This is a genomic window from Metabacillus mesotrionivorans (assembly GCF_052171315.1).
Lineage (GTDB): Bacteria > Bacillota > Bacilli > Bacillales > Bacillaceae > Bacillus_P.
On sequence record NZ_JBQMFF010000002.1, the window covers coordinates 834076 to 860002 of the forward strand.

The 25927-nt window shown below is 40.6% G+C and carries 35 protein-coding genes; 4 read left to right on the forward strand and 31 right to left on the reverse strand.

The window, feature by feature from the left end; genetic code table 11:
- Position 1: 1 nt before the first annotated feature.
- The 12 genes from ACTSEZ_RS09325 to ACTSEZ_RS09380 form a co-directional block, all read right to left on the reverse strand.
- Positions 2 to 1237 (reverse strand): hypothetical protein, encoded by a 1236-nt coding sequence (locus tag ACTSEZ_RS09325; protein WP_369733907.1) that lies wholly within the window; start codon positions 1235 to 1237, stop codon positions 2 to 4.
- Between the two features lie 5 nt (positions 1238 to 1242).
- Positions 1243 to 2115 carry an ABC transporter ATP-binding protein gene (locus ACTSEZ_RS09330; RefSeq protein WP_369733909.1) on the reverse strand — a complete coding sequence of 291 codons (873 nt, stop codon included), beginning with the start codon at positions 2113 to 2115 and terminating at the stop codon, positions 1243 to 1245.
- Positions 2109 to 2873 (reverse strand): hypothetical protein, encoded by a 765-nt coding sequence (locus tag ACTSEZ_RS09335; protein WP_369733911.1) that lies wholly within the window; start codon positions 2871 to 2873, stop codon positions 2109 to 2111. The genes ACTSEZ_RS09330 and ACTSEZ_RS09335 overlap by 7 nt, the downstream gene beginning before the upstream one ends.
- Entirely contained in the window at positions 2860 to 3414 is a 555-nt protein-coding gene (locus ACTSEZ_RS09340; protein ID WP_369733913.1) for an RNA polymerase sigma factor, read from the reverse strand. The genes ACTSEZ_RS09335 and ACTSEZ_RS09340 overlap by 14 nt, the downstream gene beginning before the upstream one ends.
- Positions 3415 to 3651: 237 nt before the next feature.
- Positions 3652 to 4152 carry a DUF402 domain-containing protein gene (locus tag ACTSEZ_RS09345; protein ID WP_369733914.1) on the reverse strand — a complete coding sequence of 167 codons (501 nt, stop codon included), beginning with the start codon at positions 4150 to 4152 and terminating at the stop codon, positions 3652 to 3654.
- A 42-nt stretch (positions 4153 to 4194) separates the two neighbouring features.
- On the reverse strand, positions 4195 to 4647 hold the full coding sequence (locus ACTSEZ_RS09350) for a GrpB family protein (protein ID WP_369734090.1): 453 nt from the start codon (positions 4645 to 4647) through the stop codon (positions 4195 to 4197).
- Positions 4648 to 4764: 117 nt separating this feature from the next.
- A complete protein-coding gene (locus tag ACTSEZ_RS09355) occupies positions 4765 to 5568 on the reverse strand; it encodes a pentapeptide repeat-containing protein (RefSeq protein ID WP_369733915.1) in 804 nt (267 codons plus the stop codon).
- A gap of 27 nt (positions 5569 to 5595) precedes the next feature.
- On the reverse strand, positions 5596 to 6240 hold the full coding sequence (locus ACTSEZ_RS09360) for a uridine kinase family protein (protein ID WP_369733916.1): 645 nt from the start codon (positions 6238 to 6240) through the stop codon (positions 5596 to 5598).
- A gap of 27 nt (positions 6241 to 6267) precedes the next feature.
- Positions 6268 to 6729, reverse strand: coding sequence for an NUDIX hydrolase (locus ACTSEZ_RS09365; RefSeq protein WP_369733917.1), 462 nt, complete (start codon positions 6727 to 6729; stop codon positions 6268 to 6270).
- 200 nt (positions 6730 to 6929) lie between these two features.
- Positions 6930 to 7400: a GNAT family N-acetyltransferase gene (locus ACTSEZ_RS09370; protein ID WP_369733918.1), complete on the reverse strand. Its 471-nt coding sequence runs from the start codon at positions 7398 to 7400 to the stop codon at positions 6930 to 6932.
- 7 nt (positions 7401 to 7407) lie between these two features.
- Complete coding sequence (locus ACTSEZ_RS09375; RefSeq protein ID WP_369733919.1) at positions 7408 to 8148, reverse strand: class I SAM-dependent methyltransferase; 741 nt, start codon at positions 8146 to 8148, stop codon at positions 7408 to 7410.
- Positions 8149 to 8302: 154 nt separating this feature from the next.
- A complete protein-coding gene (locus ACTSEZ_RS09380; RefSeq protein WP_369733920.1) occupies positions 8303 to 8827 on the reverse strand; it encodes a tubby C-terminal domain-like protein in 525 nt (174 codons plus the stop codon).
- Between the two features lie 294 nt (positions 8828 to 9121).
- Between ACTSEZ_RS09380 and ACTSEZ_RS09385 the strand changes: the two genes are divergently transcribed.
- Together ACTSEZ_RS09385 and ACTSEZ_RS09390 are read left to right on the forward strand one after the other, a co-directional pair.
- The gene (locus ACTSEZ_RS09385; protein WP_369733921.1) at positions 9122 to 9670 is read left to right on the forward strand and encodes a helix-turn-helix domain-containing protein; all 549 of its coding nucleotides are present in this window, start codon (positions 9122 to 9124) and stop codon (positions 9668 to 9670) included.
- Between the two features lie 2 nt (positions 9671 to 9672).
- Positions 9673 to 10467, forward strand: a complete 795-nt coding sequence (locus tag ACTSEZ_RS09390) for a phosphatidylserine decarboxylase (protein WP_369733922.1) — start codon at positions 9673 to 9675, stop codon at positions 10465 to 10467.
- Between the two features lie 80 nt (positions 10468 to 10547).
- Here the strand turns inward: ACTSEZ_RS09390 and ACTSEZ_RS09395 are convergent, their stop codons facing one another.
- The 18 genes from ACTSEZ_RS09395 to ACTSEZ_RS09480 form a co-directional block, all read right to left on the reverse strand.
- Positions 10548 to 11255: a DNA alkylation repair protein gene (locus tag ACTSEZ_RS09395; RefSeq protein WP_369734091.1), complete on the reverse strand. Its 708-nt coding sequence runs from the start codon at positions 11253 to 11255 to the stop codon at positions 10548 to 10550.
- Between the two features lie 36 nt (positions 11256 to 11291).
- Complete coding sequence (locus ACTSEZ_RS09400) at positions 11292 to 11834, reverse strand: ribonuclease FAU-1 family protein (protein WP_369733923.1); 543 nt, start codon at positions 11832 to 11834, stop codon at positions 11292 to 11294.
- Positions 11835 to 11864: 30 nt separating this feature from the next.
- Positions 11865 to 12659, reverse strand: coding sequence for a phosphotransferase (locus ACTSEZ_RS09405; protein WP_369733924.1), 795 nt, complete (start codon positions 12657 to 12659; stop codon positions 11865 to 11867).
- A gap of 433 nt (positions 12660 to 13092) precedes the next feature.
- Positions 13093 to 13305, reverse strand: a complete 213-nt coding sequence (locus tag ACTSEZ_RS09410) for a DUF4017 family protein (RefSeq protein ID WP_369733926.1) — start codon at positions 13303 to 13305, stop codon at positions 13093 to 13095.
- A gap of 99 nt (positions 13306 to 13404) precedes the next feature.
- Complete coding sequence (locus ACTSEZ_RS09415; RefSeq protein WP_369733927.1) at positions 13405 to 13911, reverse strand: GNAT family N-acetyltransferase; 507 nt, start codon at positions 13909 to 13911, stop codon at positions 13405 to 13407.
- Positions 13912 to 14005: 94 nt separating this feature from the next.
- Positions 14006 to 14707 (reverse strand): class I SAM-dependent methyltransferase, encoded by a 702-nt coding sequence (locus tag ACTSEZ_RS09420; protein WP_369733929.1) that lies wholly within the window; start codon positions 14705 to 14707, stop codon positions 14006 to 14008.
- Between the two features lie 32 nt (positions 14708 to 14739).
- The gene (locus ACTSEZ_RS09425; RefSeq protein WP_369733930.1) at positions 14740 to 15123 is read right to left on the reverse strand and encodes a nuclear transport factor 2 family protein; all 384 of its coding nucleotides are present in this window, start codon (positions 15121 to 15123) and stop codon (positions 14740 to 14742) included.
- 114 nt (positions 15124 to 15237) lie between these two features.
- Positions 15238 to 15972: a class I SAM-dependent methyltransferase gene (locus ACTSEZ_RS09430; protein ID WP_369733931.1), complete on the reverse strand. Its 735-nt coding sequence runs from the start codon at positions 15970 to 15972 to the stop codon at positions 15238 to 15240.
- A 28-nt stretch (positions 15973 to 16000) separates the two neighbouring features.
- Positions 16001 to 16540 carry a nucleoside/nucleotide kinase family protein gene (locus ACTSEZ_RS09435; RefSeq protein WP_369733932.1) on the reverse strand — a complete coding sequence of 180 codons (540 nt, stop codon included), beginning with the start codon at positions 16538 to 16540 and terminating at the stop codon, positions 16001 to 16003.
- Entirely contained in the window at positions 16527 to 17111 is a 585-nt protein-coding gene (locus ACTSEZ_RS09440) for a GNAT family N-acetyltransferase (protein WP_369733934.1), read from the reverse strand. Before ACTSEZ_RS09440 ends, ACTSEZ_RS09435 begins: the two co-directional genes overlap by 14 nt.
- 54 nt (positions 17112 to 17165) lie before the next feature.
- Entirely contained in the window at positions 17166 to 17579 is a 414-nt protein-coding gene (locus ACTSEZ_RS09445) for a hypothetical protein (protein WP_369733935.1), read from the reverse strand.
- Positions 17580 to 17881: 302 nt separating this feature from the next.
- Positions 17882 to 19288 (reverse strand): Ig-like domain-containing protein, encoded by a 1407-nt coding sequence (locus ACTSEZ_RS09450; protein WP_369733936.1) that lies wholly within the window; start codon positions 19286 to 19288, stop codon positions 17882 to 17884.
- Between the two features lie 421 nt (positions 19289 to 19709).
- Positions 19710 to 20537, reverse strand: a complete 828-nt coding sequence (gene nei, locus ACTSEZ_RS09455) for an endonuclease VIII (RefSeq protein WP_369733937.1) — start codon at positions 20535 to 20537, stop codon at positions 19710 to 19712.
- Between the two features lie 119 nt (positions 20538 to 20656).
- A complete protein-coding gene (locus tag ACTSEZ_RS09460) occupies positions 20657 to 21205 on the reverse strand; it encodes a hypothetical protein (protein ID WP_369733938.1) in 549 nt (182 codons plus the stop codon).
- A 158-nt stretch (positions 21206 to 21363) separates the two neighbouring features.
- On the reverse strand, positions 21364 to 21513 hold the full coding sequence (gene rpmG, locus ACTSEZ_RS09465; protein ID WP_369733939.1) for a 50S ribosomal protein L33: 150 nt from the start codon (positions 21511 to 21513) through the stop codon (positions 21364 to 21366).
- A 74-nt stretch (positions 21514 to 21587) separates the two neighbouring features.
- The gene (locus ACTSEZ_RS09470) at positions 21588 to 22133 is read right to left on the reverse strand and encodes a histidine phosphatase family protein (RefSeq protein WP_369733940.1); all 546 of its coding nucleotides are present in this window, start codon (positions 22131 to 22133) and stop codon (positions 21588 to 21590) included.
- On the reverse strand, positions 22123 to 23052 hold the full coding sequence (gene rnz, locus ACTSEZ_RS09475) for a ribonuclease Z (RefSeq protein ID WP_369733941.1): 930 nt from the start codon (positions 23050 to 23052) through the stop codon (positions 22123 to 22125). The genes ACTSEZ_RS09470 and rnz overlap by 11 nt, the downstream gene beginning before the upstream one ends.
- Positions 23053 to 23210: 158 nt before the next feature.
- Positions 23211 to 24236, reverse strand: coding sequence for a zinc-binding alcohol dehydrogenase family protein (locus ACTSEZ_RS09480; protein WP_369733942.1), 1026 nt, complete (start codon positions 24234 to 24236; stop codon positions 23211 to 23213).
- A 181-nt stretch (positions 24237 to 24417) separates the two neighbouring features.
- On the opposite strand from ACTSEZ_RS09480, the gene ACTSEZ_RS09485 reads away from it, so the two are divergent.
- Together ACTSEZ_RS09485 and ACTSEZ_RS09490 are read left to right on the forward strand one after the other, a co-directional pair.
- A complete protein-coding gene (locus ACTSEZ_RS09485) occupies positions 24418 to 24795 on the forward strand; it encodes a winged helix-turn-helix transcriptional regulator (RefSeq protein ID WP_369733944.1) in 378 nt (125 codons plus the stop codon).
- A 135-nt stretch (positions 24796 to 24930) separates the two neighbouring features.
- A complete protein-coding gene (locus ACTSEZ_RS09490; protein WP_369733945.1) occupies positions 24931 to 25320 on the forward strand; it encodes an RDD family protein in 390 nt (129 codons plus the stop codon).
- A 76-nt stretch (positions 25321 to 25396) separates the two neighbouring features.
- Here the strand turns inward: ACTSEZ_RS09490 and ACTSEZ_RS09495 are convergent, their stop codons facing one another.
- Positions 25397 to 25816 (reverse strand): GNAT family N-acetyltransferase, encoded by a 420-nt coding sequence (locus ACTSEZ_RS09495; protein WP_369733946.1) that lies wholly within the window; start codon positions 25814 to 25816, stop codon positions 25397 to 25399.
- Positions 25817 to 25927: the final 111 nt, after the last annotated feature.

A 25927-nucleotide genomic window follows, 5' to 3' on the forward strand; every position in this document is an offset into this window, starting at 1 on the left:
ATTAAACGATATCCTTTCTATAAAAACGCCTTATCGAGAGAATGCTGAAAACAACGCATGCTGCAAACCAGCTTGTCAATGTTACTAATTCATAATGTTCAAACATCGTTAAGCTGGACACTCCAGAAAAATACATATGAGGGTTTACTAATAACAGCGTTAGATTGAAATTCATCAAAATCAGAACCAGTGGAATTCCAGCAGAAAAAGAAGGAATCACAAACATACTGACCAGCAGCAAAATCATGACGATCCATGTCATATAACTGTTTTTTATAACTATGCTTAATGCAAATGTCAGTAAAGACACGATTATCAATATGAATGATAGAATGGCAATTGCCATCCATAAATAATGGTGAAACTCTATTGGCCACCGTGTAATATACGGAAATTTGTATTCCCAGTTCAGACCGCTGCTAATCAGCGAATGCCAAAGCCCCGAATAATCATAAAATTGAAAGTATGCCAGTAGGCTTATACCGAATAATGGAACGATCAAAAGCAACGTGCTCAGCAGACTTGCCGCAAGCTTATTCCAGATTAAGTGCCGTCCTCTTTTTGTCGTATACGCAACTAACTGCGAGCGATTTTCAAACTCGTAATTTGCGATAAGCGCTGTCAGCAGCACAACGAGCATGACACCCTCAAGAGCCGTATTTTTCAATAGGTTTCGAAATAATTCAGTATGCATGCGATAATCCCCGGCAAAAAACCACTGCTTATATTCTGCGTTTTCTTTCATTTTCTCAAGACGCGTATCCAGCTTTTTATATTCAGCCGTTACGGCTTTTTGTGTTATCCCGCTTAAACCAAGCCCTTTAACCATCGAGTCCCGCATTTGACCGGCGTCAAGTTCCGAATAGCGTCCTTCCAGACTTTTCCCCAGCCCTATGTACATCTGCATCAGACCGATACGGTCGATTTCCTGCTGCTCTTCTTTACTCGCCATTGAGTATTGTTCAAACGTCATAGCCTTTAAGAATGCATCGGCATCTTGATAGCTAGAATCAACTTTACGTACATCTTCATTTACATGTTCCTGCATCGTGTTCAAAATGGAATCATCAAAAGTCAGTCCGTATTCTTCTACAATATGATTTACAACCTTTAACTCAGCCTTATAGTCAGCGCCACTGTAAATGGTAAAGAGATTAAACGAAATAAATAACCCCAGCAAACAAAGGATGACGGGTGAACCTAACGCTTTTTTCATTTCCATCCAGGTGATTTGCATGTTGATTACCCGCCCGTGCTTTCATTTGCATATTCAACCAAAAAGACATCTTCCAATTGCGGATGAACCGGTTTCCACGCCGGGTCAGCCTGTTCATCTGCAACAAATCTGACCAGCATTGCCCCATGCTCCTGCTTTTCCTGCAGGGTTAAATATGTTTTTCGGAATGATGAAAAATCATCAAATGACATGGACGTCTCAAACACTTTTCCAGCAAGGGTTTCACAAATCTCCGAAACAGAAGCCTTATGCAGCAGCTCTTTATTTTTAATCATAATGATTTCATTTGCGATGGATTCAATATCCGATACAATATGTGTGGAAATAATGATGATGCGGTTTCGGGCCAATTCAGATAATAAATGACGAAAACGCGCACGTTCTTTCGGGTCTAACCCTGCTGTCGGCTCATCTAGTATGAGAATCTTCGGATCGTTCAGCAATGCCTGAGCAATACCCACACGCTGAATCATTCCGCCCGAAAATTTCTTCATTTTTTTATTTTTCACTTCTGAAAGTGCCACCATCTCAAGTACTTCGTCGATACGCTGTCCTGCAGATTTTCTATCCATTCCTTTTAGCGCCGCTAAATACGTAAGGTATTGTTTTGGTGTCTTGTGTTTGTAATAACCGAATTGCTGCGGCAAGTAGCCTATCAGCTCACGGTAAGACTCTCCAAGCGATTCAATTGGCTCACCCTTATACAGGATGGTTCCGCTTGTCGGCTGAATAAGCGTAACCAGCATCTTAATTAACGTCGTCTTACCGGCGCCATTTGGCGACAGCAATCCGAAAATCCCCTGATCGAACGTCAAATGAACGGCATGAAGTGCTGTAAAATCACCATATCGTTTTCCTAAATCCTTTAGCTCTAACATCCCAAAGCCTCCTCCTGTCTTCGATTAAATATGTGTTTTAAGGAAATCAGATAAACCCAAAAGCTCACCAGCAGAATAACGCCATAAGAAATCATTGACAGACTGTTGAGCACCGCTCCATACTCTTCTCCTGGCAAAAGAAATAATGCTGTATTGACCAGAACCCATCCGGCTATAAATAAAACACTGCGTTTCAAGAAATGTCCTGACCTTAAAACGAACAGCAGCCCCGCTGAAAATACAAACAAACCGGTCATTGACACCAGGATTCCACGCAGGACATTGAGATCCACTTGATAGGACAGAATGAAAACAACTGTCATGTTAACAAAAATAGCCATGCTGCTGAACACAAGCATTCTAACAACTAATAATTGATAGACCGTATATTTCATTGTCATCTCTAATTCAAATGTGCCATTTGCTTTTTTCTGATAGTAGTCATATGCCATGAAGCTGAGAAAAGACAGTGGAGACAGAACAAAGAGCATGCCATAAAAGTCAGCTTCCTGAACAGCCGGTTCATTACTTACTAAAAACAAATAGGCCAATACGATGACCATTAAACAGCCGCTGAATAATGCCTCACCCCGATTAATGAAAAGATACTGCCAGCCCATTTGACGTCTGATTTCAGCAATAGATAAAATTATGTTTTGTTTTTTCGGAAGACCCTGTTTTACAATCAATGCTACCTGTTTATTGATGTCTTCATCAGAAGGATAGGGAATTGACCATTTACGCTTATCCGTTGCCATGATTCTCAATCTCCTTTCTCAACTTCTTTAAAATGGCATAATACTTCGTTTTCACCGTTGATTCAGACAGAACCAGCAGCCCTGCAATCTCATGAAATGTCAGTTCTAAAAACAATTTAAAACGGACTATTTGCTGATCTTTCACATCAAATCGCTGAAGCAGTTCAATCACAAGCTGTATATCTTCTTTTGTAGAGAGCTCCTCTACAACACTGTCTGCACCTTCCATTTCAATTTCCTCTACATATACCGTCTGCTGGCCAGCCTGATACGATTTCGAGCGGAAATAATCAATGCAATGATTAGAAGCAATACGATAAAGCCATGTGCGAAATGAAGCTTTCTTTCCATCAAAATGCGAAATGGACTGCAGCGCGCGGATAAAAATTTCCTGTGTCAAATCCTGTGCCATTTGTTCGTCAAAAAATTGTCTGTACACAAACGCGAACATTTCTTTGTAGTATTTCTTGATCAATTTATTGGCACTTTCTTCATGGGCATGCTGCTGTATCTTCCTAATCCATCTGCCCTCAAAATCCACCGCTGCATCACATCACTTTCATCGTTCACCTGTATATTCGTAAAGCCACTATAAATAGTTTTAAAAATTTTATTTTTTATCATAAAAAATGCAGGCAGAAAACATATCCGTTTTCTTCCTGCATTTTTCATTTTATCTATCTATTACGAATTTTTCCATCATCTTTTAGCATAATCAGTAAGATTAAGACTTAATTTTAAACTGATTTCGGATGATTTGGCCTCTAAGCATTTAGAATCATTCATCTATTATCCCCAACAAAGCCCCATCAAAAGGAAATTCTTCTCTCTTGATTTTCCCTTTCAATTCTTCCAGTGATTGAATGGCGTAGTCTTTAAGATCTGGAGGGTAGTTGTATGCAGAGCTATTAATCTCAAATTCGTCTTCATCTACAACTTCCCAGTCTGCATGTTTCCGTTTAACCAGATCCAAGTCTAAATCGACAAAGGAAAGATGCTTGTTTTTAAGCACAGACGGCATTGCGATGTTGCAGTAATATGAGATGACTTCCCAGTTCTCTATCTCCATCGCCACTGTGAATCCTTCCTTTAAAGAAAAAAATTCTAATGACTCATTAGAAAGTGTAAAGGTTGTTCCTTTTGTATGGTGCGTTAGCTTTCTTCCCGGCTTGCAAAACACTAACACGTATTCAGATGTGATCTTCAGTAATTCTCCCTGCCATTCATAGTGAATGGTGTTTGGGTACTTTAATGCTGAAATGGTGATGATTGTTCCCATATGAAGGCACCTCTTTACGGAGTTCATAAGAACGTACTCATTCTAGTTTTTTTCTAAGATTGCCTTAACAAATTCCGTCTTTTCTTCTGCATACTTATGTTTGTCATTCGAATTTGAGCTTGCTAATGCAAGCTTCAGCTGTTCATATTCCTTTCTCTGCTGCTCATTCCCTCTCAAGTAATCTCTGAATTTCAGCTGTTCTGCCAAGTATCTATTACCTGTTTCGTACATATGGATCTGGTGTGTTCTCGGTTCACCTTTATTGAAGTAATGCCTTTCCGGTAAAACGTTTGTGCCTCTGTAAGCGTAACCTATTTTCTCCAGGGAGGGTGCACACTTTTCTCCGTCTGAAAAATCATGTATTTCTATAGCTATATCAATGATCGGCTTTGCACAAAGACCTTCAATGGCTGTACTTCCAATATGATGAACACGATGGATGTAAGGACCAATCAAATCTTGAATGCGCTGCTTCTCTGTCTCAAATTCAGTTATTCATTCGTTCGTCCATGGTACTAAGAAAACTTCGCCTCTGGGTAATCCGAGCATGTTGCATCTCCTGTCTATTTAAACTGCCTTTATGTATCTTCATTATTTATCGTCAGCACTAATTTACCAATGCCCCGGCTTCTCCAAATACACCGGAATCTTAGTATGAACATCTCCAATAGCGGAATTAATTTGTGACTGTGTCAAAAAAAGAGCTTCCCTCAGGTCAGCACCCCTCAAATCTGCATCTCTCAGGTCGGCACCAATGAAATCCGCCCTTTTTAAATCACTGTTGCTTAAGTTTGCTGCTATCATCAATTTCCCGCGAAAATCTTTACCCTGCAGGTTCAGCCCTTTAAGATATGCACCTATGAAGTCCGCAGCCTTTCTGCTTTTTTTCTTTTGAGTATTAATCACTCTGCTTCTGTACAATTTGCTTGTTTCTATTAGTAGAGCATTGACCTTTCTCCGGTGTGCTGTCACATCTATTTGTAAGATATCCGCTGGTTTTCTTAAAGTAAGCTCAACCGTTTCCTCATAGTTCCTTTGGAGACTTGTTTGAATGGACTGAGTTTCTTTTAGATTCAGGGCCTGCTTAAGGTAGAACAGCATCTCATGCAGCTGCTGCACAATAGGAAAAACAGCGAACATCTCATCCGCATGTTCTTTATTCTTTCGCCAGTCCTGGCCGTTATAAATCGTTTGTGAAACATGCTGGCCGGCGCCAAAGCACTCATAGGATACACATCCCCGAAAGCCTTTTTCCCTTAATTGACTGTGTATGACGCAGGTATAAGTTGAACACAAATTCCGGCAAGGGTCTCCCCCATCTTTATCAAAAGGGAAATCGGCTGATTTTCCATAAGGTAATGCGACACAGCATAATGCAAAGCAATTTTGGCAATCTGATTTCAATTCATTAAGCATTACGAAGCACTTCCTGTTTATTGATTTCTAAAACTTAAAAAGATTTTTCTCTATGTATTCACCTTTTTCAAAAGATTTGATAACAATATCAAATTTCTCGCTGTACGGATGCATAAACAACTTGTACTGTATCCGGCGCTGATTATGGGAAAAGAGCAAGTACTCTTTATTCGTTCCACGTTCAAGAACATCCCGGTTCATTCTTCTGGCGAGCTCTGTTTCGTCATCCGTATAAAAATAAATTTTTAAATCATAGAGTTCCGGGTTCGTGAAAGCAACAGCCATACCCTCAACAATAGATATCCTTTTCTTTGAATCAATCAACATACTTTTTGAGTAAGGGGCATCGATTGTAAGAAAATCTAAACCTTGCCTGATCATCTGAACATCTCTTTCCAATGCAGGCAGATGATGAGCGTCCGGGTGACAGGCCGTCATTTTAAAGGTATGATTTTCGTTTCCATAGCTGTAGTCTATTCGGGCATGTTTTCTAACACCTGAACTTATGATGTAAGGATCTGTATTCAGATAATTGGCACCCTCTTTCAGTGCATTCCGGAGTTTAGCTGCGAAGGTGGTCTTCCCTGCAGCCCCGTGGCCTGAAATGCCGATTACGATACTTTTATCCGAGTTTCCAGTCCACTTTAAGATATCTTCAATTAGTTTATTCATGTGAGGTTCTCCCTTGAGTTCGTTACATTAAACTTCAAAAAAATGACGAATAAAAAAAGTACGGGTTTCTGCATGCGGCATTATTTTCATCAATTCAGTTCTGCTTACAAATTTGACGGCTTTTATCTCTTGATCAATGGGTTTGAGTAGGCTCAAGTCTCCTCTGTACTCAAAGTGAAACATCGTTGTTTCCTGCTGTTTAAAACCAGTTTTTGAATGCATATGCTGAGGAAATTTAAAACAGATTTTTTGTTCAAACTGCCCAATGAATTGAAATTGGTTTGACCCGGTTTCTTCTTCCAATTCTCTGCAAATGGATGCCTTCAAATCAGCGTCAGCCGGCTCAATGCCGCCTTTGACAAAATCCCATTGAGCTGGAATGTTTTCACATTCATTCATCGTGTTTATTTTCGTTTTATGTACAACCATAAACAAATCGTTATATGTTACGATAGCTCCGACTGCCATTCTGATAATCTCTTTCGACATCCCTTCTGTAAAACGTTCATATTAATCAAAAAATCTGATAAGATATACGATTCCATAAAGAGGTATACCGACAATCAGCATTCCCGCTAAAAAGTAACAGATACTTTTAAAGATACCCTTAAGGAAATCAGAGATTGCTCCAGCAAAATCATCTATAAAATGCTTCATGACACACACCTTCCAGTAAATGTTGAAAACCATTAGCCGAACGAGAAAATGCTGATCGAATAGTCCTCTTCAGGCAAATCACCCTGATAATCAAAGCCAGCCTTCAAATAGAAATTTTTCAGTTTCTCATTCCCCGCCCAGCAGTCCAAATATATTTTTTTCTTTACTGACATGGCGTAAGAACAAGCAAACTCTGTGATGTATAAGCCAATCCCTTTCCTCTGATTTTCAGGCAGAATCGCTATTTGACTTAAATACACACTGGCAGAATCAATGGCCAGCCCGCTTAATTGATTGATTTCTTCTATACAAAAGGCACCAATTAACACTGAGTCATCTACTAGTACGTACATTTCATGATTTTTAATTTTGTTTAAAAGCTTCTCTGCACACCAGGGATACTCCCATTGGTTTATTCCCTTTTCGTGCAAGTCGGCTGTAACTTGATTGTACACATGCAAAAGTTGCTTCAGGTCTTGTATATTAGCTAATCTTATGTTCATCTTCATATTATCCATTATCTTTTACACAAGAAAAAACCAAGACTACCGGAATCCGCTGTCTTCTTAAAAATTCTTCTTCACTGCTGAAATGCTCTCTTTGCGGTGTGCCTTCACGCAGATCAAGCACTGTAAAACCAGCTTGTCTAAGAGCCGAAAAGTAGTGTTCAGTTGTACGATGATACTTAATGACGGTTTGTTCAATCCACGGTTCTTTTCTTTCTCCCTCAAGGAAATAGTCATCAACAAGCCAGCTGCCTCGCTTATCTCCCTGCTCTTTACTTGCAAAAGCAGAGGTTGTAAGCGGGTGCTGAATGCTGAAAATGAATTTGCCGTTTTCTTTAAGTGTTTGATATACATCTTGAAAAAGGTTGCGAAGATTTGAGACATAATGCAGGACAAACCGGGACGTTACAAGATCAAATGCTTCTTTAGGAAAGGTATGTGCTTCTATCGTTTCGCAAAATACATTTCCATTTTGTCCAATCAGATTGGATCGCGCTGCTTCAGCCATTTGCTCCGAACCTTCTACTCCTGTATAGTGTTTTGCCCCCTGGTGTAAAAGCTCTTTACCAAACCTTGCATCACCGCACCCTAAATCAAGGATGCACTTATCCTGAATGTCCCCAATTAATTCATGAATGATCGGACCTTCAATGGCATTATTGGGACTGTCCTGTCTGTTCCTTCTGTTCATGTACTGGTCAAAAAAATCCGGCTGATTATAGGCACTGGCTCCTCTGAATTCCACTCATATCTCTCCCTGTTTTTTACAATTCTGCTCCTTGATTTAGGCTCTATTAAATTTAAATTTTGTATTTAAATACTATTAAGTGAAAGTCAAAGTGAAAAAATCCCCTATTTATTGAGTAAAAGTATTCTTAGATTTTTAAGAATCAGATTCCCTAATCTCCAATATAAAATATACATTGAAAAAGACATATGAAGAATTCAGGTTCCTTTATAGGTGAATGTTCTTCAATTTCCAAGTAAGTTTTAAAGAGTTCCGTTGTTTTCATATTCCACCTTGCAGCTTCCTTACCATCACAATAAAATTTTGCCCAATCCATTAACTCTTTCTTTACAATGAATTCATTACCAGATGTGCATTTAATTAGAAATTCAGGAGATATTGTTTGCCAACTACTATAAGATACAAGATATTCTTCCTGATTATCTAAGTTAACTATTTTATATTGTGATCTTCCCCATCGCGGCATCTTATTTCCCTGATATTTTATTTCTCGGCTTTCTGTAAATACATCGAACTGGACAAAAAAATTATGGCTTAAAAAGATATCAGCAATTCTTGTGAACATGTTATGATATGTTCGTTTAAAACTGCATACGATTTCACCCTTACTATCTGTTACGCTAACCATTTTTGTTGAATTTTTAACTTTTGGCGGGTTATAAGTTAAGCTCTGCATGTATCCTCCAAGTTTAGATTTACCAATGTACTTTAACAAGTTGTTAAAAACGTTGCTTATCTTGACAAACTGAACGAACACTAGTTTTCATATTGGTTAGATTCATAATTTCGAAGGCATCAATTATCAGCACAGTCTATTTTTATAAAGTTCTGACTCTACTTTAGCATAATTATCCAATTCTATAATAGTACTTCTTTACAGTGTTAACCATTTATCTAAACGATGTTTGACAATCTCTTTGCTTTCAACTATTATCATTACTAATAACAATAATAATTAAGGGTGAGAACAGTGACCAAGGCCAAGATGGATTTAATGCTGCATCCTGTCCGAATGCAAATTATCCAGCAGCTCTCGAGAAACGATGCGACTGTAAGCCAGCTGAAGGAATGGATCTCCGATATTCCACAGGCAACTCTATACCGCCATTTAAATATTCTCAAGAATAATAAGATTATTTTTGTGAAGGAAGAACGCAAAATAAGAGGGGCCGTTGAGAGGACGTATGCGATTGAAAAGCAGAATCCCCTCGTATCATTGGAAGAACTGACAAGTATGTCCGGTGAAGACCACCTGAACATGTTTATGACCTTTTTATCCAATGTGACCGGCCAGGCCAAAAGCTATCTGCTTGCGAATCCCGATCTGTCCAATGATCCATTTGGATACAGCCAAATCGATCTCTATCTCACAAAAGAGGAAGTTCAGGATCTATCTAAAAGCATGAATGAACTCCTCAGCCGATATCTATCAAATAAACCTTCCCCGGAGAACGAGAAGGTTACTCTGATTCAAATGCTTTTACCGGAGCCAAAGACTATCAAAGGAAGTGCTGACTGACAATGTTAACCCGATTTTATCGTAAAGTATTTGAATTAAACGGCCATCCTGCCGCTGCAAAATTACTCAAAAGGTTTGCGCAATCTAAAGCAAGTAAACCTTTCACAGGTTCATTTTCCAGACTCTATAAATTAAATATGCAGGAAGCAGGCAAAAGTCTGCAAGAATACGAATCTCTTCACGATCTTTTCACCCGTGAATTAAAACCGGGTGTCCGTCCGATTGCAGGAGGACAGGATTCGTTCGTTAGTCCGAGTGACAGTGTGTTGTCGGTTGTTGACGACCTGACGCCTGAAAGCAGGTTCGTTGTGAAGGGTCAGGAATACACAGTGGAAGAGCTGCTTGGCTCTAAAAGCGAAGCCGAGGTGTATTCCGGAGGACAAGTGCTGATCTTTTATTTAAGTCCCACTGACTATCACCGGGTTCACGTCCCAATGGATGCAGTGGTTGAAAACGTATATACATTGGGAAAAGAAGCCGCTCCCGTTAATACTATCGGCTTAAAATACGGACTCCGCCCTCTGACGAGAAATTACCGCCTTGTGACGAAATTCACCGTTGAAGGAGCACCATTTGCACAGGTGATGGTCGGTGCCCTCAATGTAAATTCCATTGAAAGAACCAATCATCAGCCTAATGTTCGCCGCGGTGACCCGTTTGGCTACTTCTCATTCGGTTCAACTGTTGTGATCTGTGTTCCAAAAGGACGTTTGAATTTTACCGGAAAGACGGGACCAGTGAAAATGGGCGAGGAAATTGGCAAATGGAAATCTGATGGTGACATTCCGAAGTTATAATGTCACGCAGTCTAATAAAAGAACGAAACATTATAAAAAGCAGCCAATGGCTGCTTTTTATCGTTGAATATAAATAAATTCTAACACCTAACATACTTACGCTTAAACCCAAGCCGTCCTTTATCCAGATCCTTTTGTATATTTTCAAAAGCATTAAGAGTACTGCTTTTTTTCGTGTCCCGCCTGATTTCTACTGTTCCGATTGCCTTGGCCGTTTCAACTGCTCTTTCACTCAGCGGCACATACGAAATCCCGACCGTATAAACAAATTGATTCATCGCATATTTCGCTCGTTCCGGCGAATCATGAATGGTGTTTTTGATCCCATCAAGCATCGCTGCAATCTTGCTTTCGGAAAATTCATGATCCTTGCGGTTTCCAAGCAGCCAGCAGTAGCAGCTCCAGCCTGCAGACATTTTGAGCTCTTCACCGCTCGCAATCCACTTATCTGCCACATCCTGAGCAATATCTGATTCAGATAATGTCACTGCCACTACATAGTCAGAAATCATATAAAAATATGCTGCATCGATCCAGCGGTCAAAATCCTCCTCTGTCATGGCTTTTGGATTTGCAATAATCCCGGCAAAATACATCGCATCATAATTCCCCGTGGCATACAGCTCTTCTGCAAGTGCCTGATTGATTTTAATTTGCTTGGCCATTGGTTTCATCGCTCCAGTTGCCACACCAAAAAGAGGTTCCTGCGCCCCGTTTGACATGTACATTTTCTTGGTCCGCTCCTTGCCGAGGGATTCAAGCTCCTGCATCACCGTTTTGGCATCCATTGTTTTTGCACGTCCTTTCATATCTTTAAAACGATCCTATCTGAGTTTTTGTTCGAGCAAACATTTATGTTCATTCACTAAATGTAATAGAGGGAATTCATTGTTATGTATTCTCTTTGTTATTCGATGAGCTTCATGCAAGGCTAGTTCATAAAGCTCATGATCAATAACTCCCTGCTTGCGGGCTTCCTCCAGCTCTTCTGTATCCAACTGAAACCATTCTCCCGATGGAAGGACAACAATGTCAATGAACAAGTCATCTATCCACGGCACATGTTCCTCTGCCCCAATTTCTTTACATACATCTATATACCACTGTGTCACCTTTCCGCAGGAATCAAACATGACAGTAAGCGAAAAATTTTCGTTTTTGGGGAAGTACTGAAGCCATTTGTAGCCGTTATCTGCAATACAAACACTCGTTTCTCCATATTTCTTAATTAGAGGTTCGGTTACTTGGACAATTTCGATTAAGGTTACATGCCCTATAAACTCTTTAGAACAAATTATCGTACTTGCAAACCTTTTTTGTACAACTCGTTTCCAGTCCCTGTAATCTCCGTATTTCCGCTTTAGCATGCCAACCCCCGCTTTCAGATCGAAAATGAATTATTCCCAATCATTCCTATGATTTGATATAAATGAAAGGTCTTTTTGATAATGTTCAAGATGGCCTTCTTCAATCATTTTCTGAAAAGCAGGATGACCTTCTCCCGCTTCCCTTATAATCGTCTTGCACAAGCCTTCGATACGCAGCAGAACGATATCCAGAAGAACATCCTCTACAAATGTTTTTCCGTAAGAATCAAGGAACATGTTTATTCTCTTTTTAATCCTGCTGGCATGCTCCGATGCTTGATAATAAACCTTCTCGCCTTTTTCAGAGAGATAAAATCTGCTTAACGGGACGCATGTATAAAGAGTGTACGCAATGTCCCAAATGCGCGGACCAGGTCCGGCGACATCAAAATCAATGATTCCGATTGGACGCTGGTTATTAAAAATGATGTTATATACCGCAAAATCATTATGACAGAGTACTTCATACGGCTGCGGAGTATTATCAAGCGGTTTCCAGCTGCTGTCGAATGGAAAATGACTGACAGCATCATGATAGAGCCGGAGCATTTCAGCTGTTTCTTCCAAAACCGCATCTGACCACATGTACTTTTTCAGCGGATAATGCCCGGCTTCGCCTTCAATAAAGGTCAGAATTTCTCTTCCTTTTTCATCCATGCCAAGATATTTGGGAGCATACTTAAACTCTTTGTCTTCCAGATGCTTTAGTAGTGAATGAATCTTTCTGCTATTTTGCTTGCATTCCCGTCTTACTGTCTGACCTGAGCGGTACACACTTGACACGTTGCCGCCAGTGAGCAATTCTTCGTCTGAAAGATTTGACAAAACGAGGCACCTCCTTCTTCATTTTTATATAATTAGAACATCATGAAATTTCTTCTCTCCACAACGACCTGTAATAACCTGACATCAATCCATCAACTTGAAAATGATCCATCTAAAACCTTCTTATCTGAAAAAGAAGATATACATCTCTTGAATAACCACTGCAAGCAGTGCTGTCATCAAAATATCAGAAACAACCCATTTCTTTTTTTCTCTGCTTATACTTTGAATCAAAAATATACCTGATTACATACACTGCCGTAAAAATGGCTAACAGTTCAAAAATCGTCAATTTCCGCGTCCTCAAGCGTCTGTTTGTTTCAAGAGTGTATTCAACAAAAAGAAGCATGAACCCTTCTCCGGACGCACGCTTCGATAAAAACATTCGATGTTCTATTAATATATGCTTTCTGTTCTTCGACTTAAATCCTTTTTACCCGTCAGTCCTCTTTTTTCTGTTCGCAAACAGCGAAACCATCATCGCGATCAGAAATCCAGGGACAGCATAAACCTGGACAACAAGTAAAGTCCAGCCCACTGTATCATATCCGGAACCCTCCGGACTTCCAGAGGGTATAAGGAGTCCAACCAAGCAAATCACAAGATACACTAGCACAGGCAGCATGATTATTTCCAAAATTTTCATTGTGAATCCTCCTTTAGTGTAATTTTACACTAAATGGACTTAAATGGAAACAACTTACAATAAATATTGGTAATAATTTCACTTGGATTATTTCTACCTTTACATTTCACGGCGGTATCTAAGAGAAATGTAGTCTTCATTTTCTTCATTGTCAAAGCTGCCCTGCTCTTTCACAAACTGAAAGCCTCTTGCTTCGTAGAAAGGAATGCCTTTCATATTCCCTTGTGAGACTGAAACCCACTGTTCAGTAGCTCCTTTGCTTTTTTGCACCTCAGTGAGAGCTCGTAAAAGCTTGGTTCCAATTCCTTCTCCCCGGCGGTCAGGATTTAAATATAAGACAAATACTTCCCCCTTGTCCTTATCAATTAATCCTCCGCCAATTGCTCCTGCGACTTCTTCACCCTGTAAAGCTACAAAATAACCATTCCAGCTGTCATTAGTGTTTAAAACCTCTTTATGAACTCGATCATAATTGTAAAAGTCTTTGATAATTCTTTCTATGTATTCAGATGAATGTGTTTCCATATAAGTAGCCCTATAACCGTCTGAACATACTTTGATGATGCCTTCAATATGCTGTATTCCTGCTTTTACTACTGTAATCAAACAATTCCCTCCTTATACTGGATACTTGGCGGTAAAATAAGCACTATTATGAAAATAAGTATATACTCTGTATCAAATAATTCTATTAACTCGGTCAGTTTTTCAAACTCATCAGACTCGTCCATAAAAAGTCTTCCCCGAATGTTTTATCAGGCTGTCTGACTTTCTTCATTCTCCTGAAAGTATGAATGGAGAAATCCTTTGTGAAAATTTCTTTAAAGCGCTCTTCTGAATAGCCAATTCCCCCACTTAGATGTCCATTCCGATAAACATCCCAATCCGGCGTCCCTGCAGCCCCCTCGGTTGTAAAACAGACAATGCCAAAGCGGCCATCTTTCTTTAGAGCTTTTTTTAATAATTGCAAGTAGGTCAGCCTGCGATGCGGAGCTAAATGATGAAAAAGCCCGCAATCATAAACAAAATCATAAGAATGTGGAACAAAATCAAAATCGAATAAGGAAGTGCAGATAAAGTTAATGGACAGGCTCTCTGTTGCCGCTCTTTCCGACGCCCAGTCAATCGCATTTTGAGAAATGTCCAATGCATCTACGTCACAGCCTATCTTGGCCATATAAATGGCATTCCTTCCAGGACCGCACCCAAGTTCAAGTACTCTCCCCGGCTTAATATCATGGTGAAAGTATTCTGTTAAATTTTCATCAGGTCCGTTTATCTTGAAGAATGGAACTTCTTTTGATCTGTCCCTGTAAAAACCCTCCCAGAAATCCTTTGGCTCTCTTAACAAAGCGTCTAACATATCAAAAACATCTTCTTCATTTAAGATGGATTTACTCATTTTTTATCCCCTAATTTGAGACATTGCTGCTTTTATTTCTCCACTTTACTAGTAATGACATCACTTACTTCTAAAGGAGTAATTGTACCCTGATGAAAATACAGCTGCCACCTGCCATCAATGACTTTCCAGATAGAACTGCGCAGCGTGTTTCGATTTCTTGTGTGGTCAACAATAAAATAAGTTGTTAGAATGACACCCTCAGATAATGGAAAGATTTCAAAATTGTAGAGAGAACATTCTGATAGCACAGCACTTTCCAGGCATTCCTCTTTATAAAAAATATAACCGGAGCTGCCTATTTCAAAGAAATCATCGGCCAGTATTTCGCCAAGTTTTTCTCGGGATTTACGCACATCAATTCTTATGTGACTTTCTTCTAATTCTTTTAAATGGTTCACTAAATCAATTGGCATGTTCCTTGCTCCTTTAACTCAATCAGAAAAGACACCATCCTTCTTCTTCCTCCCAATGTAAAGCAAGTGCGAAGATATTCCCAAAATAGAAGGATCCGCTGCTTTCTCTTTGATTCAGTCGATTAATTTCTGTACTTCTTCCTCCCCTTTATCATGCCAGTAAGTCCAGTTATCTTTTGATAAAATGGCACCCGCATTAGACCCGATTAACTCAAGTGTTTCAAATCCATGGTCTTCCATAAAGGGGTTAATATCGGCAATCTCAAAATAATAAGCACCTGTGAACCGGCCCTTATCCGCATGATTAAAGCGTCCTTTTTGCGAGAACTGTGTAATGCTGTCCAAGTTATCGTTCGGTCTCCAGTTGTCGGGATACAAGAGGGACGTGAGGATGTGTCTGATTCTTGGCATAAATGCTACAAACACTAAGCCGTCCTGCTTTGTTACGCGGTATAACTCCCTTATGGCTTTGATCCGGTCGTTTTCTTCCTGAAGATGATACATGGGGCCAAGCATTAAGGCTGAGTCAAACTGTTCATCCTCTAACATGGACAACTCTCTCGCATCTGCCACATGAAAAGCTTCAAACTGTTCTGCTAAATGAAGTTCTTTTGCTTTATCCTCAGCTATTTTTACCAGCCTCGGAGTTAAATCGGTCAGCGTCACGCTATATCTATCAGCAGCTAGCGCCATTGAATATTTACCGGGTCCCGCCCCGTTGTCAAGAATATGCCCTGTACTCGGAAGATATTTTTTGATATAGTGCCAGTTCACTTGGAATTCGACCGGCTCCCGTTCAAGCCGGCCCCATTCATCAAAGGTATTGTAGTAGCTGATGATGTCACTCATGCACTTCACCCGTTTTCATTATAATTGTTCAAGCGTTTTCAATTTCCCTTTGAATAATCTTAATCATTTGATCAGGAGGCAGAGTACCATCCACTATTAAATCAGAATCGGGTTTAATCGATTTCTCCATCTCAAGATAAGCCATTCTCCCGTGATTCAGGTAAAAATCTAGGTCATGGTGCAAATCCCAAACGTTCGTTGGATCATAGTCTCTCCGTAACCTTCTAGCCATAGCTACATCCAAAGGTGTATCAATGTATATTGAAAAATCGATAAGTTCTTTCATTCTTTCGTTCTTATATGAGAAAGGATAGTCGAGCAATATGTATGATACCGTATCCTTGGCAGCAATCGATTCAACGTCATGAATCATTGGTTCCAGATTCCACAAGTTGTAATCTGCGCCTTCTTTCACCCACTTAATTAAATCGCGTGGAGAATCCTGAAAATCATACTCATCAAAGAACAGTGCTTTTGAATTCTTTAATGTAATTTCTAATTTCTTTGTTATGGTCGTCTTTCCTCCGCCTGATACGGCTGCAATGGAGATGACTTTAGGTTTGGGCATGACAGGCTTCCTTCACTTCATGAGATTTCCAGTCTTTCCATTCTTCTTTCAGTAATCCATATATCACTCTGTCATGGTATTCTTCGTTCAAGTGCTCATAACTTCGAATGACACCTTCTTGGGTAAAACCAAGCCGTTCTGGGATTGATCTGCTTTTAAAATTTTTGCTTGCTGCATTTATTTCAACTTTTCTCAGATTCAGATCGTTAAAAGCGTGTTCAATTAATTGCGTGACTGATTTTGTAGCCAGCCCCTTCCCTGTAAATTCATCTCCAAGCCAATATCCGATTTCAGTCTTCCTTGCCTCCCAATCTATGTAAAGAAAACCTATTGAACCAGCAATCTCATTCTTATACCAGATTCCAGCCCAATAGCCGTTGTTCTCGGCAAGCCTTTTTAAAGATTTCTCAATAAATGAATGTGTGTCCTGTACTTGATTTGTGTGACTGGGAAATGCAAGCCATTGCCCGTTACTTTCACGGCTTTTATCTATTAATGCGTACAGCCCGTCTGCATGTCTTGGTTCCAGAATAGCTAGATATGTCTGTGAATTAATCTTGGCTTTATACACGTTTTTTCCTCCCTGAGGCTCAGTAATTTCTATTGAACCAATTCATTGTTGTTTTTATGAATCTACTGGATTATTATTTTCTGAAAAATCACTCATATACTCTACTAGCTCACTTTCAACTTCTTCAACCGATTCATCAAGAAACTCACCACTTATATTACTCCCGGGAATATTCTTTGAGATAGTCAACCCTAAAAAAGCCCGATTGCACTCCCAAATTTTAATCATATGTAAATCAATAAGTTCCCCGTTTTCTTCAGAAACGCCAATCGATACAGAAGAACGGTAATCAGGTAGAAAAGGATCGTTTCCTTCTCTATAGAACTCACCATTCAGGTTCAGCTTTTTTTCTGCAAAAACAGGCTTGTTTTCAAGCAGCAACCTTTCTATCAGTCTCTTCATTGCGGTTTCAATCGTTATGATATTGGTTAAAAAAGCTTCTGAAAAATCCTTTTGGTAAACCTTCATCTCACTCACCATCCAATGCTACAGCGTATGACTGAGCTAACTACTCAAGTAGCTTATGATACTTTGACTACTGATGACTCTGATAAAATGCAATCTGAACTAGAAGAGCTTTCTGCTTAAATCGACAATGTATCAACTTAAAAAAATTAAATACGAAAGCATTGCTTGATGGCGCAAATGCCGGTGAAACAATAACTCTGCAAATCAGGCGTCTCAGGGAGTACTTCAACTCCTTCGTTAATGACAGAAAGAGCAGCTTTAAAGCTGCTCTTTTTTAATATTAGTATAAATTATTGTCAATTCTAATGCTTGATTACTGTAACGCTGGATGGAGAGCTGACATTGCCTGCGCCGTCTTTAGCAGTAACAGTTAGATTTACTCCTGCTTTTTGGACAGGTATAGAGACAGAAAATGATCCACTTTTCGCAGTCTTACTTGTTCCAAGTACAGTTTTTCCATTCTTTACAGTAATTGTTGAATTGTACTCTGCTTTACCAGTTACAATTTTGTCATTACTATCTACTTTATTTACAGTCGGCTTTGTAGGGGCAATTACATCAGCTACTTTAACAGAAGTTGGTTGACTAACATTTCCGGCGCTGTCCTTGGCAGTCACATCAAGTTTGGCGCCAGCTCCTTGAACAGGTATGGTTATTGAGAAAGTTCCATTTGATGCAGCTTTCGTAGTTCCCAATACCGAACTCCCTCTTTTAACAGCAACGGTAGAATTTGCCTCGGCTTTACCTGTTACTACTTTATCATTATTATCAACCTTATTCACTGTGGGCTTACTCGGTGGAGTGCCATCTACCACTGTGGCATTCACAGTTACACTTAAGTTTCCAGCTTTATCTTTAGCTGTCACAGTTAATTTGGCACCCGTTTTTTGTGCAGCTATTTTTACTGAATAACTGCCATTTGATGCTGCTTTAGCAGATCCTAGTACAGTGCTTCCGTTTTTAACAGTAATGGTCGCGCCTGATTCTCCTTTGCCAGTTACAGATACGTCATTGTTATCAACTCTGTTTACTGTAGGTGCATTTGGAGGAACATTGTCTACAAATCCAGTGGCAATCGCATATAAATCATCTTCAGTATTGTCGTCATAATAATCATTGTCCATATCATAGACGGCAGCATAGTATGTACCACCTTTGGCCTGATATGCCTGATAAACAACCCCATCCTCAACTTCCGTGCCTATATACACCAGTTTGTCACTGTTAACGAAATCTTTTTGAGTTGCAGCAAAGCCCAGATCAATAGCATATGAATTTGTAGTGCCAGCTAGAAGCAAGACACCATTTACCGGGACCACTACCTTGTGGAAATCAACATCATACAAAGGAAGCAATTGCCCGATGGTTGGCTTATCGTAGGAACTTGAATTAGCCGTATTAAAGGTATCGTTATACTCTGCTTCTAAAATATAATCCTCATCATTACTAGCAGATGAAGTCGACATCATCCCCATTTTGGCCAGGGTTTTTTGCAAGTAAGATTCTGAGTTTTTTATATCTTTCTCTAATTCTTCAAAACCACGGGAATTAATAAGATCTTGAGATAATGGTTTCTCCTTTATCATTTGAGTTTCATTCGTTTTTTTCGAAAGCTCAAATTCATCGCCTTGAGCACTAGCGCTACCTGCAGATAATCCAAGCGCCAACCCGCCAACTGCCAACAAAGAAACAATATTTTTTTTACTCATAGACAACCTCTCCCCTATTCCATATTAAGAACAATTTAATCATACTATGAAATAACCCAATATTTCCATTTTTTAATTCTTATTACCTAAAAATTTAAGAAAAAATAAAAAAACTAGCTTGTAAGCCGCTCTTCAATTTAGATATATGGTTAAAAAAACCTAGATATACTTATTTCTGATTATATAATGGATAATTGTTCGTGCGTTCAGAAAATATTCCAGTGTCATTAAAAGTCTCCACTTTTGAAGAAATTTTCTTATAACTAAATCAGCAAATCAACGGCGCAAGTTTCTCAAATTAACTTGCCTATTAAACTCATTAACTAAATAGAAAACACAATCACAGCAAGACAGAACACCCTATAAAAAACAGGATGCTTGTTTCGCATCCTGTAAACCTGTTCTCATATGGTTTTCCCACTCATTCTCCCCTTTTCTGACACTCCGGGCAGTAATACACCCGCCTGGATGAAGCGATAATCTTCACAATTTCCGTTCCGTCTTTCCGGCAGGGCCTTCCCTCGCGGTTGAAAACCCAGTGGCGGTACTGGGACCTCTTTTCACCCTGCTTTTTAAGCTTTTCGGCAAGCTCAAGGTCATTTGTAATTCCCTTGTGCCTGTAGGATTGGACCGTGATGCTGATGATGGCTTCAGCGGCTGCGCGAAGCTGCTCTTCTGTGCAGTCGACGGGTCTCAGGTCCGGATGGATTTTTGCCGCATACAGGATTTCGCTTCGAAGGTAGTTTCCGATTCCGGCTACAAATCCCTGATCTAAAAGAAGGGCTGACCATCTTCTCCGGAAAAAGCGCTTGTCCATGAAACGGTAAAATAAATCCTCAGGCGTGATGTCGTCGTTCAGGACATCAGGACCTGCTTTACAGATGAACGGATGAGCCGGCACTTCACTGTCTCTGAGAACCTCAATGTCAGAGGCGCTGTAGAGTAGAGCCGATTTTTTCTCGTTGTGAATGGCGAGTCTGAGAATCCGGTTTGTTTTAGGGTATGTATAGGCATTTCGGACAACCCATTTCCCGTACAGCTGGTTGTGGGAATAGATGGTGTAGCCGTTGTTGAAGCGGATCAGCATCGCTTTTCCTTTTGTCTCTACTTTTTCAACTCGCGCCCCTTCAAAAAGAGGTTCGTAATCTTTCAGATGGTCAAATGCAAAGGACACCTCTCCTACCGGCAGCGGAAGAAGAGCTTTTTCAATCTGGTCGGCTGCACGCCGGATTTCCGGGCCTTCAGGCATTGAGCAGCACTCCTTTCATCTAAGTAATAAACCTTTTGTGATGAAGTGTACCCTCATCCAGCTGCCATCAAAACAAGTCAGTATGCAGCCAAAAAAAAGAAGCCTTGGAAGCTTCAGCGCTAAAACCCTTTTTTATTCAGAACAATGACACTGTTTTTCAGCGTTTTCACACCTTCAGGCATCGGATCTTTCTGCTGGTAATACCAGAGGATTTTATCCTTGAGGTTATGTTTTTGCGCTACTTCCTGCTCGAGCATGGCACCAACTTCAAGTGTCCGTGCCGGTGCACCGTTTACGTTCACTTCGAGTGCTCCTTCTGTGTCAGAAAGAAGACCGTATATCATGGAATTATCGTACACATGGTAGTCAATGAGTTTTTGATCCGCCTGCATTTTTTGCTGGGGGCTGGCTGAAATCACGCCTGCTTTCCACCCGTAAATACCTTGTTTCATAAATGCCGTACCGAGCTGATCGTTTTCATCAATGAAGAAATAGAGGGCTTCGTCGTTGATATTGTAGGCTGGAATGATGACTTCCATATCCTGCTTTGTCTGTTTGAGAGCTTCAAGGGGTTCGTCGTAGGAGTGAGAGATTTCTGTCATGGACCAGATCACAAATGCCAGGCCAAAACAAATGAACAAGCCTAAATAAATGCGGTATTTATTCATCCTATTCCCCCTTCTCTTTCTGTCTTCTTACCTTTTTATATTCTAGGTCTTTGTGCTGTATTCCTTTTGAGTCAAGGAGAAATCATGCGAGGGATTTCGCTAATTCCGGGCAAGAAAAAAGGAACTTCATCATATTCCGATGAGTTCCCTGTGAATTCTTACTTTGTTTCGCGGTGCACCGTTACTTTTTTAAGGCGCGGAGAATATTTTATCAGCTCCAGACGGTCCGGATTGTTGCGTTTGTTCTTAGTTGTAATGTAATTGCGGTCCCCTGACTCTGTGCATTGAAGTGTAACGTTGACTCTCATGAATGTTCCTCCTAAAAATAAAACGTAATAGTTACGATTTGATAAGAACATTCTATCTTCTCTGCCCAAAGTTGTCAACTCCATATCCGGCGAATGTTTGCTTTACCTTCATTTAATTCAATATGGAAAACATCCGGATTGCTCATCTTCATCATGTGGTCATATCCATAGCTCTCTTCAAAGAATCTAAGCAAAAGCGCAGACAGATTTCCATGGCTGACTAAAACGAGGTGCATCTCCTCAGCTGCCAGCAAATCGCAAATGAGCGAGCTTACCCGCTTTATGCCTGATTCATTTGATTCTCCTCCGTCAAAAGCGAGGGAAAAATCATCAAACGTTTCCTTCAATTTCTCTTTCCAGTCTGCCATATCTGTTCCGCTCATGACCCGCTCTGCCAGTCTGTCATCCCGTTCAATTTCAAGTCCCCTCGCAGCAGCAAGCGGCCCAGCGGTTTGGATTGCACGGCGAAACGGACTTGAGAGAATCCGGTCTATTTTTTTCCCTTCAAAAAAAGAAACAAGCCTTTCAGCCTGCTGAAACCCAACTTCGGTCAGAGAGGCAGAAACCTCCTGACCATGCGCCTGACAGTGGCGGACCAAATAGAGGTGTTTAGCTGTCATGTCTCTCCACCTCAAAACATGAAAAATCTTCTGCAACAGAAGTATTCGGGAAAATAGCCGACGCTTCGCTTAAAAGAGTAAGCTGATCCTCATTCTGATACCGGGCGCTGATATGTGTGAGAACCAATTTTTTCACACCTGCATTCAGGGCAGCTCTGGCGGCCTGAGTAGTGGAGGAATGAAAATACTCATATGCAAGCTGTTCATCATCCTTGCCGAACGTTGATTCATGCACAAGGAGGTCGGCATTTGCCGCAAGCTCCTCTACCTGAGGGCAAGTTCTTGTATCACCAAGAATCGTAACGATTCTGCCTTTTTTAGGAGCACCCAGAAAGTCCTGCCCGTGCAGTGTCCGTCCGTCCTCAAGCGTGACCGATTCTCCTTCTTTCAATTTCTTGTAGAGCGGTCCTGGCTGAACACCCGCTTCTTTCAGCTTATCCACCATGAGCATGCCGGGCAGATCCTTTTCCGTGATCCTGTATCCGTAGGACGGCACCCCATGGGAAAGCCTCTTGGCCTCTACTTTAAACTGGCTGTCTTCAAAAACAGTCCCGTCTTCAAATTCCACGATTTCAAGCGGATATTTTAAATGCGTATAACTTAACTTCAGAGAAACTTCCACATAGTCTTTTATGCCCAATGGACCATAAATCACTAGCGGTTCTTCCCCTCCCTGAAACGAGCGGCTTCCAAGCAGACCCGGAAGACCGTATATATGATCCCCGTGCATATGGGTGATGAATATCTTCTCTATTTTTCTCGGTCTAATGCTTGTATGCAGGATCTGATGCTGCGTGGCCTCCCCGCAGTCAAACAGCCAGACCGCCTGCCGCTCCTCAAGCAGCCGCAGCGCAACCGACGTAACGTTTCTCGCTTTTGCCGGCATCCCGGCACCTGTCCCTAAAAACAGCAAATCCATGAAGCTTCACCTCATCCGCATTCTAGTACCTCTAGAATACATGAAAACGGGGAAAAGTTGAAGAATGGACGTATGAATAGGAGCACAAAGCGTCTTTATTACTTTCATTGTATAAGGTGGCTGCCCTTATGAAACAGCCAATTTTACTAGAACTATTGTCAAAAATGTTCGACTACTACTTTTCCAATCGTCTTTCCTTCCTCAAGAAGGGAATGTGCTTTCCGTATGTTTTCTGCATTTATAGGCGATAATCGCTTATTTAGGGTCGTTTTTATTTCATTCGCATCAATCATCTCAGCAACTCTGTTTAAAAGATTGTGCTGTTCTATCATGTCTTCTGTCTGAAACATGGATCTAGTAAACATCAGCTCCCAGACAAAAGCTGCACTTTTATTCTTAAGCAGCGTCAGATCGAGCAACTCTTCTGTTTCGACAATTGAGCAAATTTTGCCCTGAGGTGCAATAGCGCTTGCCATATTGGCCCAGTGTTTCTCCGTAGTATTTAAACATAGAATATAATGCACGTCTTTAAAACCGATTCTTTCTAATTGAGGAACAAAATCTTCAAAATGATTGATTGAATAATCGGCCCCGTGATTTTTAATCCAGGCAGCTGATTCAGGTCTTGAAGCAGTTCCAATAACAGTAAGTCCTGCTTTTTTTGCCAGTTGGGTTGCAATAGATCCAACTCCTCCTGCAGCACCAATGATTAACAAGGTTTTCCCACTGTTTTCTCCAATTTTTTGGCTGATGTCCAGACGATCAAACAGCGCTTCATAGGCAGTGATCGAGGTTAAAGGGAGTGCTGCAGCTTCAGCAAAATCAAGCGATTTAGGCTTTCTGCCGACAATTCTTTCGTCTATGAGGTGGTATTCGCTGTTTCCTCCCTGACGAGTGATGTCACCAGCATAGTACACTTCATCTCCCTGCTGAAAAAGGGTGCAATCAGGGCCTGTTTCCTCCACAACTCCTGATACATCCCATCCAAGAACTTTCGGGTATTTCTCTGTTTTGTCTTTTGGTGCCCGGACTTTAGTATCAACAGGATTAACGGATACAGCTTTTACGCGGACAAGCAGGTCCTTCCCTTTTGCTGCTGGCTTTTCAACTTGAAGATCAAGCAGGCTTTCCTCATTTTCAATTGGCAAGTAACGGTACAATCCAACAGCTTTCATAGTGTTCATGATCTATCATCCCTTCTATATTTTTAACGTAATGACGACTTCCATTATTCATTTGGCAGCGGCAACCTTTATTTACCCCGCTACATTTGCTATGATAAGACATATTTGTTCGATATGTAAGTACGCACATTCTTGTGGGATAGTATCCTTTTTTATACTAATGCATCATGGAGGGATTCCAATGGAAAATTCATATAACCCCTATTCAGACTGTCCGGCTCCATATGGCTGCCCTGTCGAAGCAACCTTAGATGTAATCGGGGGAAAATGGAAGGGCGTCATTTTGTTTCATTTGCTCTCAGGTACAAAACGATTTAATGAATTCCGGAGATTGATGCCCGAGATTACACAGCGGATGCTGACTCTTCAGCTTCGCGAATTAGAAAAAGACGGTGTTGTGCATAGAGAGATCTTCAAAGAAGTTCCCCCAAAAGTTGAATACTCATTAACTGATTTCGGACTTACATTGGAACCCATAATCCACCTTATGAGAGACTGGGGCGAGAGGTACAACCAAGAAATTGCCATCAGGAGATTTGACTCAAACGAGGAGGTATAAAGTCCCGGGACCCCTCCAAAGCCAGCCGAATTTGTGGTTCATCAAACAATAAATGGTTACATCCGGACGGAGCAGGAATCTTTCCGGCCTGATATCCATCTAAGTACTTGTCACTAAAAAAGAGGAGGTATACCGTTGAAATCATTAACAAAAAAACGGACAAAAGCGATTCTAATAGACTTGGCGATCTCAAGCGCTGTAACAGCTGGAGTTGAGTATTTCCTGCGCAAAAAAGTCAAAAGCGAAGCAGTACATACACTGCTCACACCGACTATCGTCATGTGGACACTCGAGTACGCACAGCTGCGTAAAAGCGGTCAAACCGCCGGCTACAAAAAAATGGGGCTGACCCTTGAAAATGAGGATGGTTCAGAACTGACTTCCCGCCAAATTATTAAAAGGATGGCCTACAGGGATACATTGAGTACATTTGATTACATAAAAAACCGGAAAACGTTTGAAGCCCAAGAAGGTGCCGTCCTTCCTCATGATCGCTTTTCGGGTACAGAAGTACGGGAAGTTTAGAGGTGGAGGGGTTTTGAATTTACTAAAAAGATCGGTCCCTAAACATGCGGACCGATCTTTTTACTCATGCATTCTATTATTTTTTTGAAATGACAGTAAACATCCCTGTCATGTTCGGTGAATAATCTTTAAAGTCATATTTTTCATAGAACGGTCCTTTACCCTGCGAGGCAAACAAACCGACAAACGCCTTATCCGGGGCATTTTGATTCAAATATTCGGTCAGCATGTTCATCATTTCTTTGCCAATACCGCTTTTTTGATAGTCAGGATGAACCACCAGATCTTGAATATAGAAATAAATTGCGCCATCACCAACAATTCTCCCCATACCTATCACTTGGTCTTGATCTTTTACGGTAACCCCGAAAATAGAATTCTTCAAAGATGTTTCCGCCGCTTCAAAATTCATATGTTCGGTCCAGCCCACCAATTCGCACAGGTATTTGTATTCTTCCAATGTTGGACAGTTTTTTTCATACGTATATATTTTCAAAATACAGCCTCCAAAACATCATTCTTTCAATTAACTATGCTACTAAAATATATTCTGCTGCTTTCGCGATAAACTCATAAAAACGCAGTATGCTATAATTTGGTTATTCAT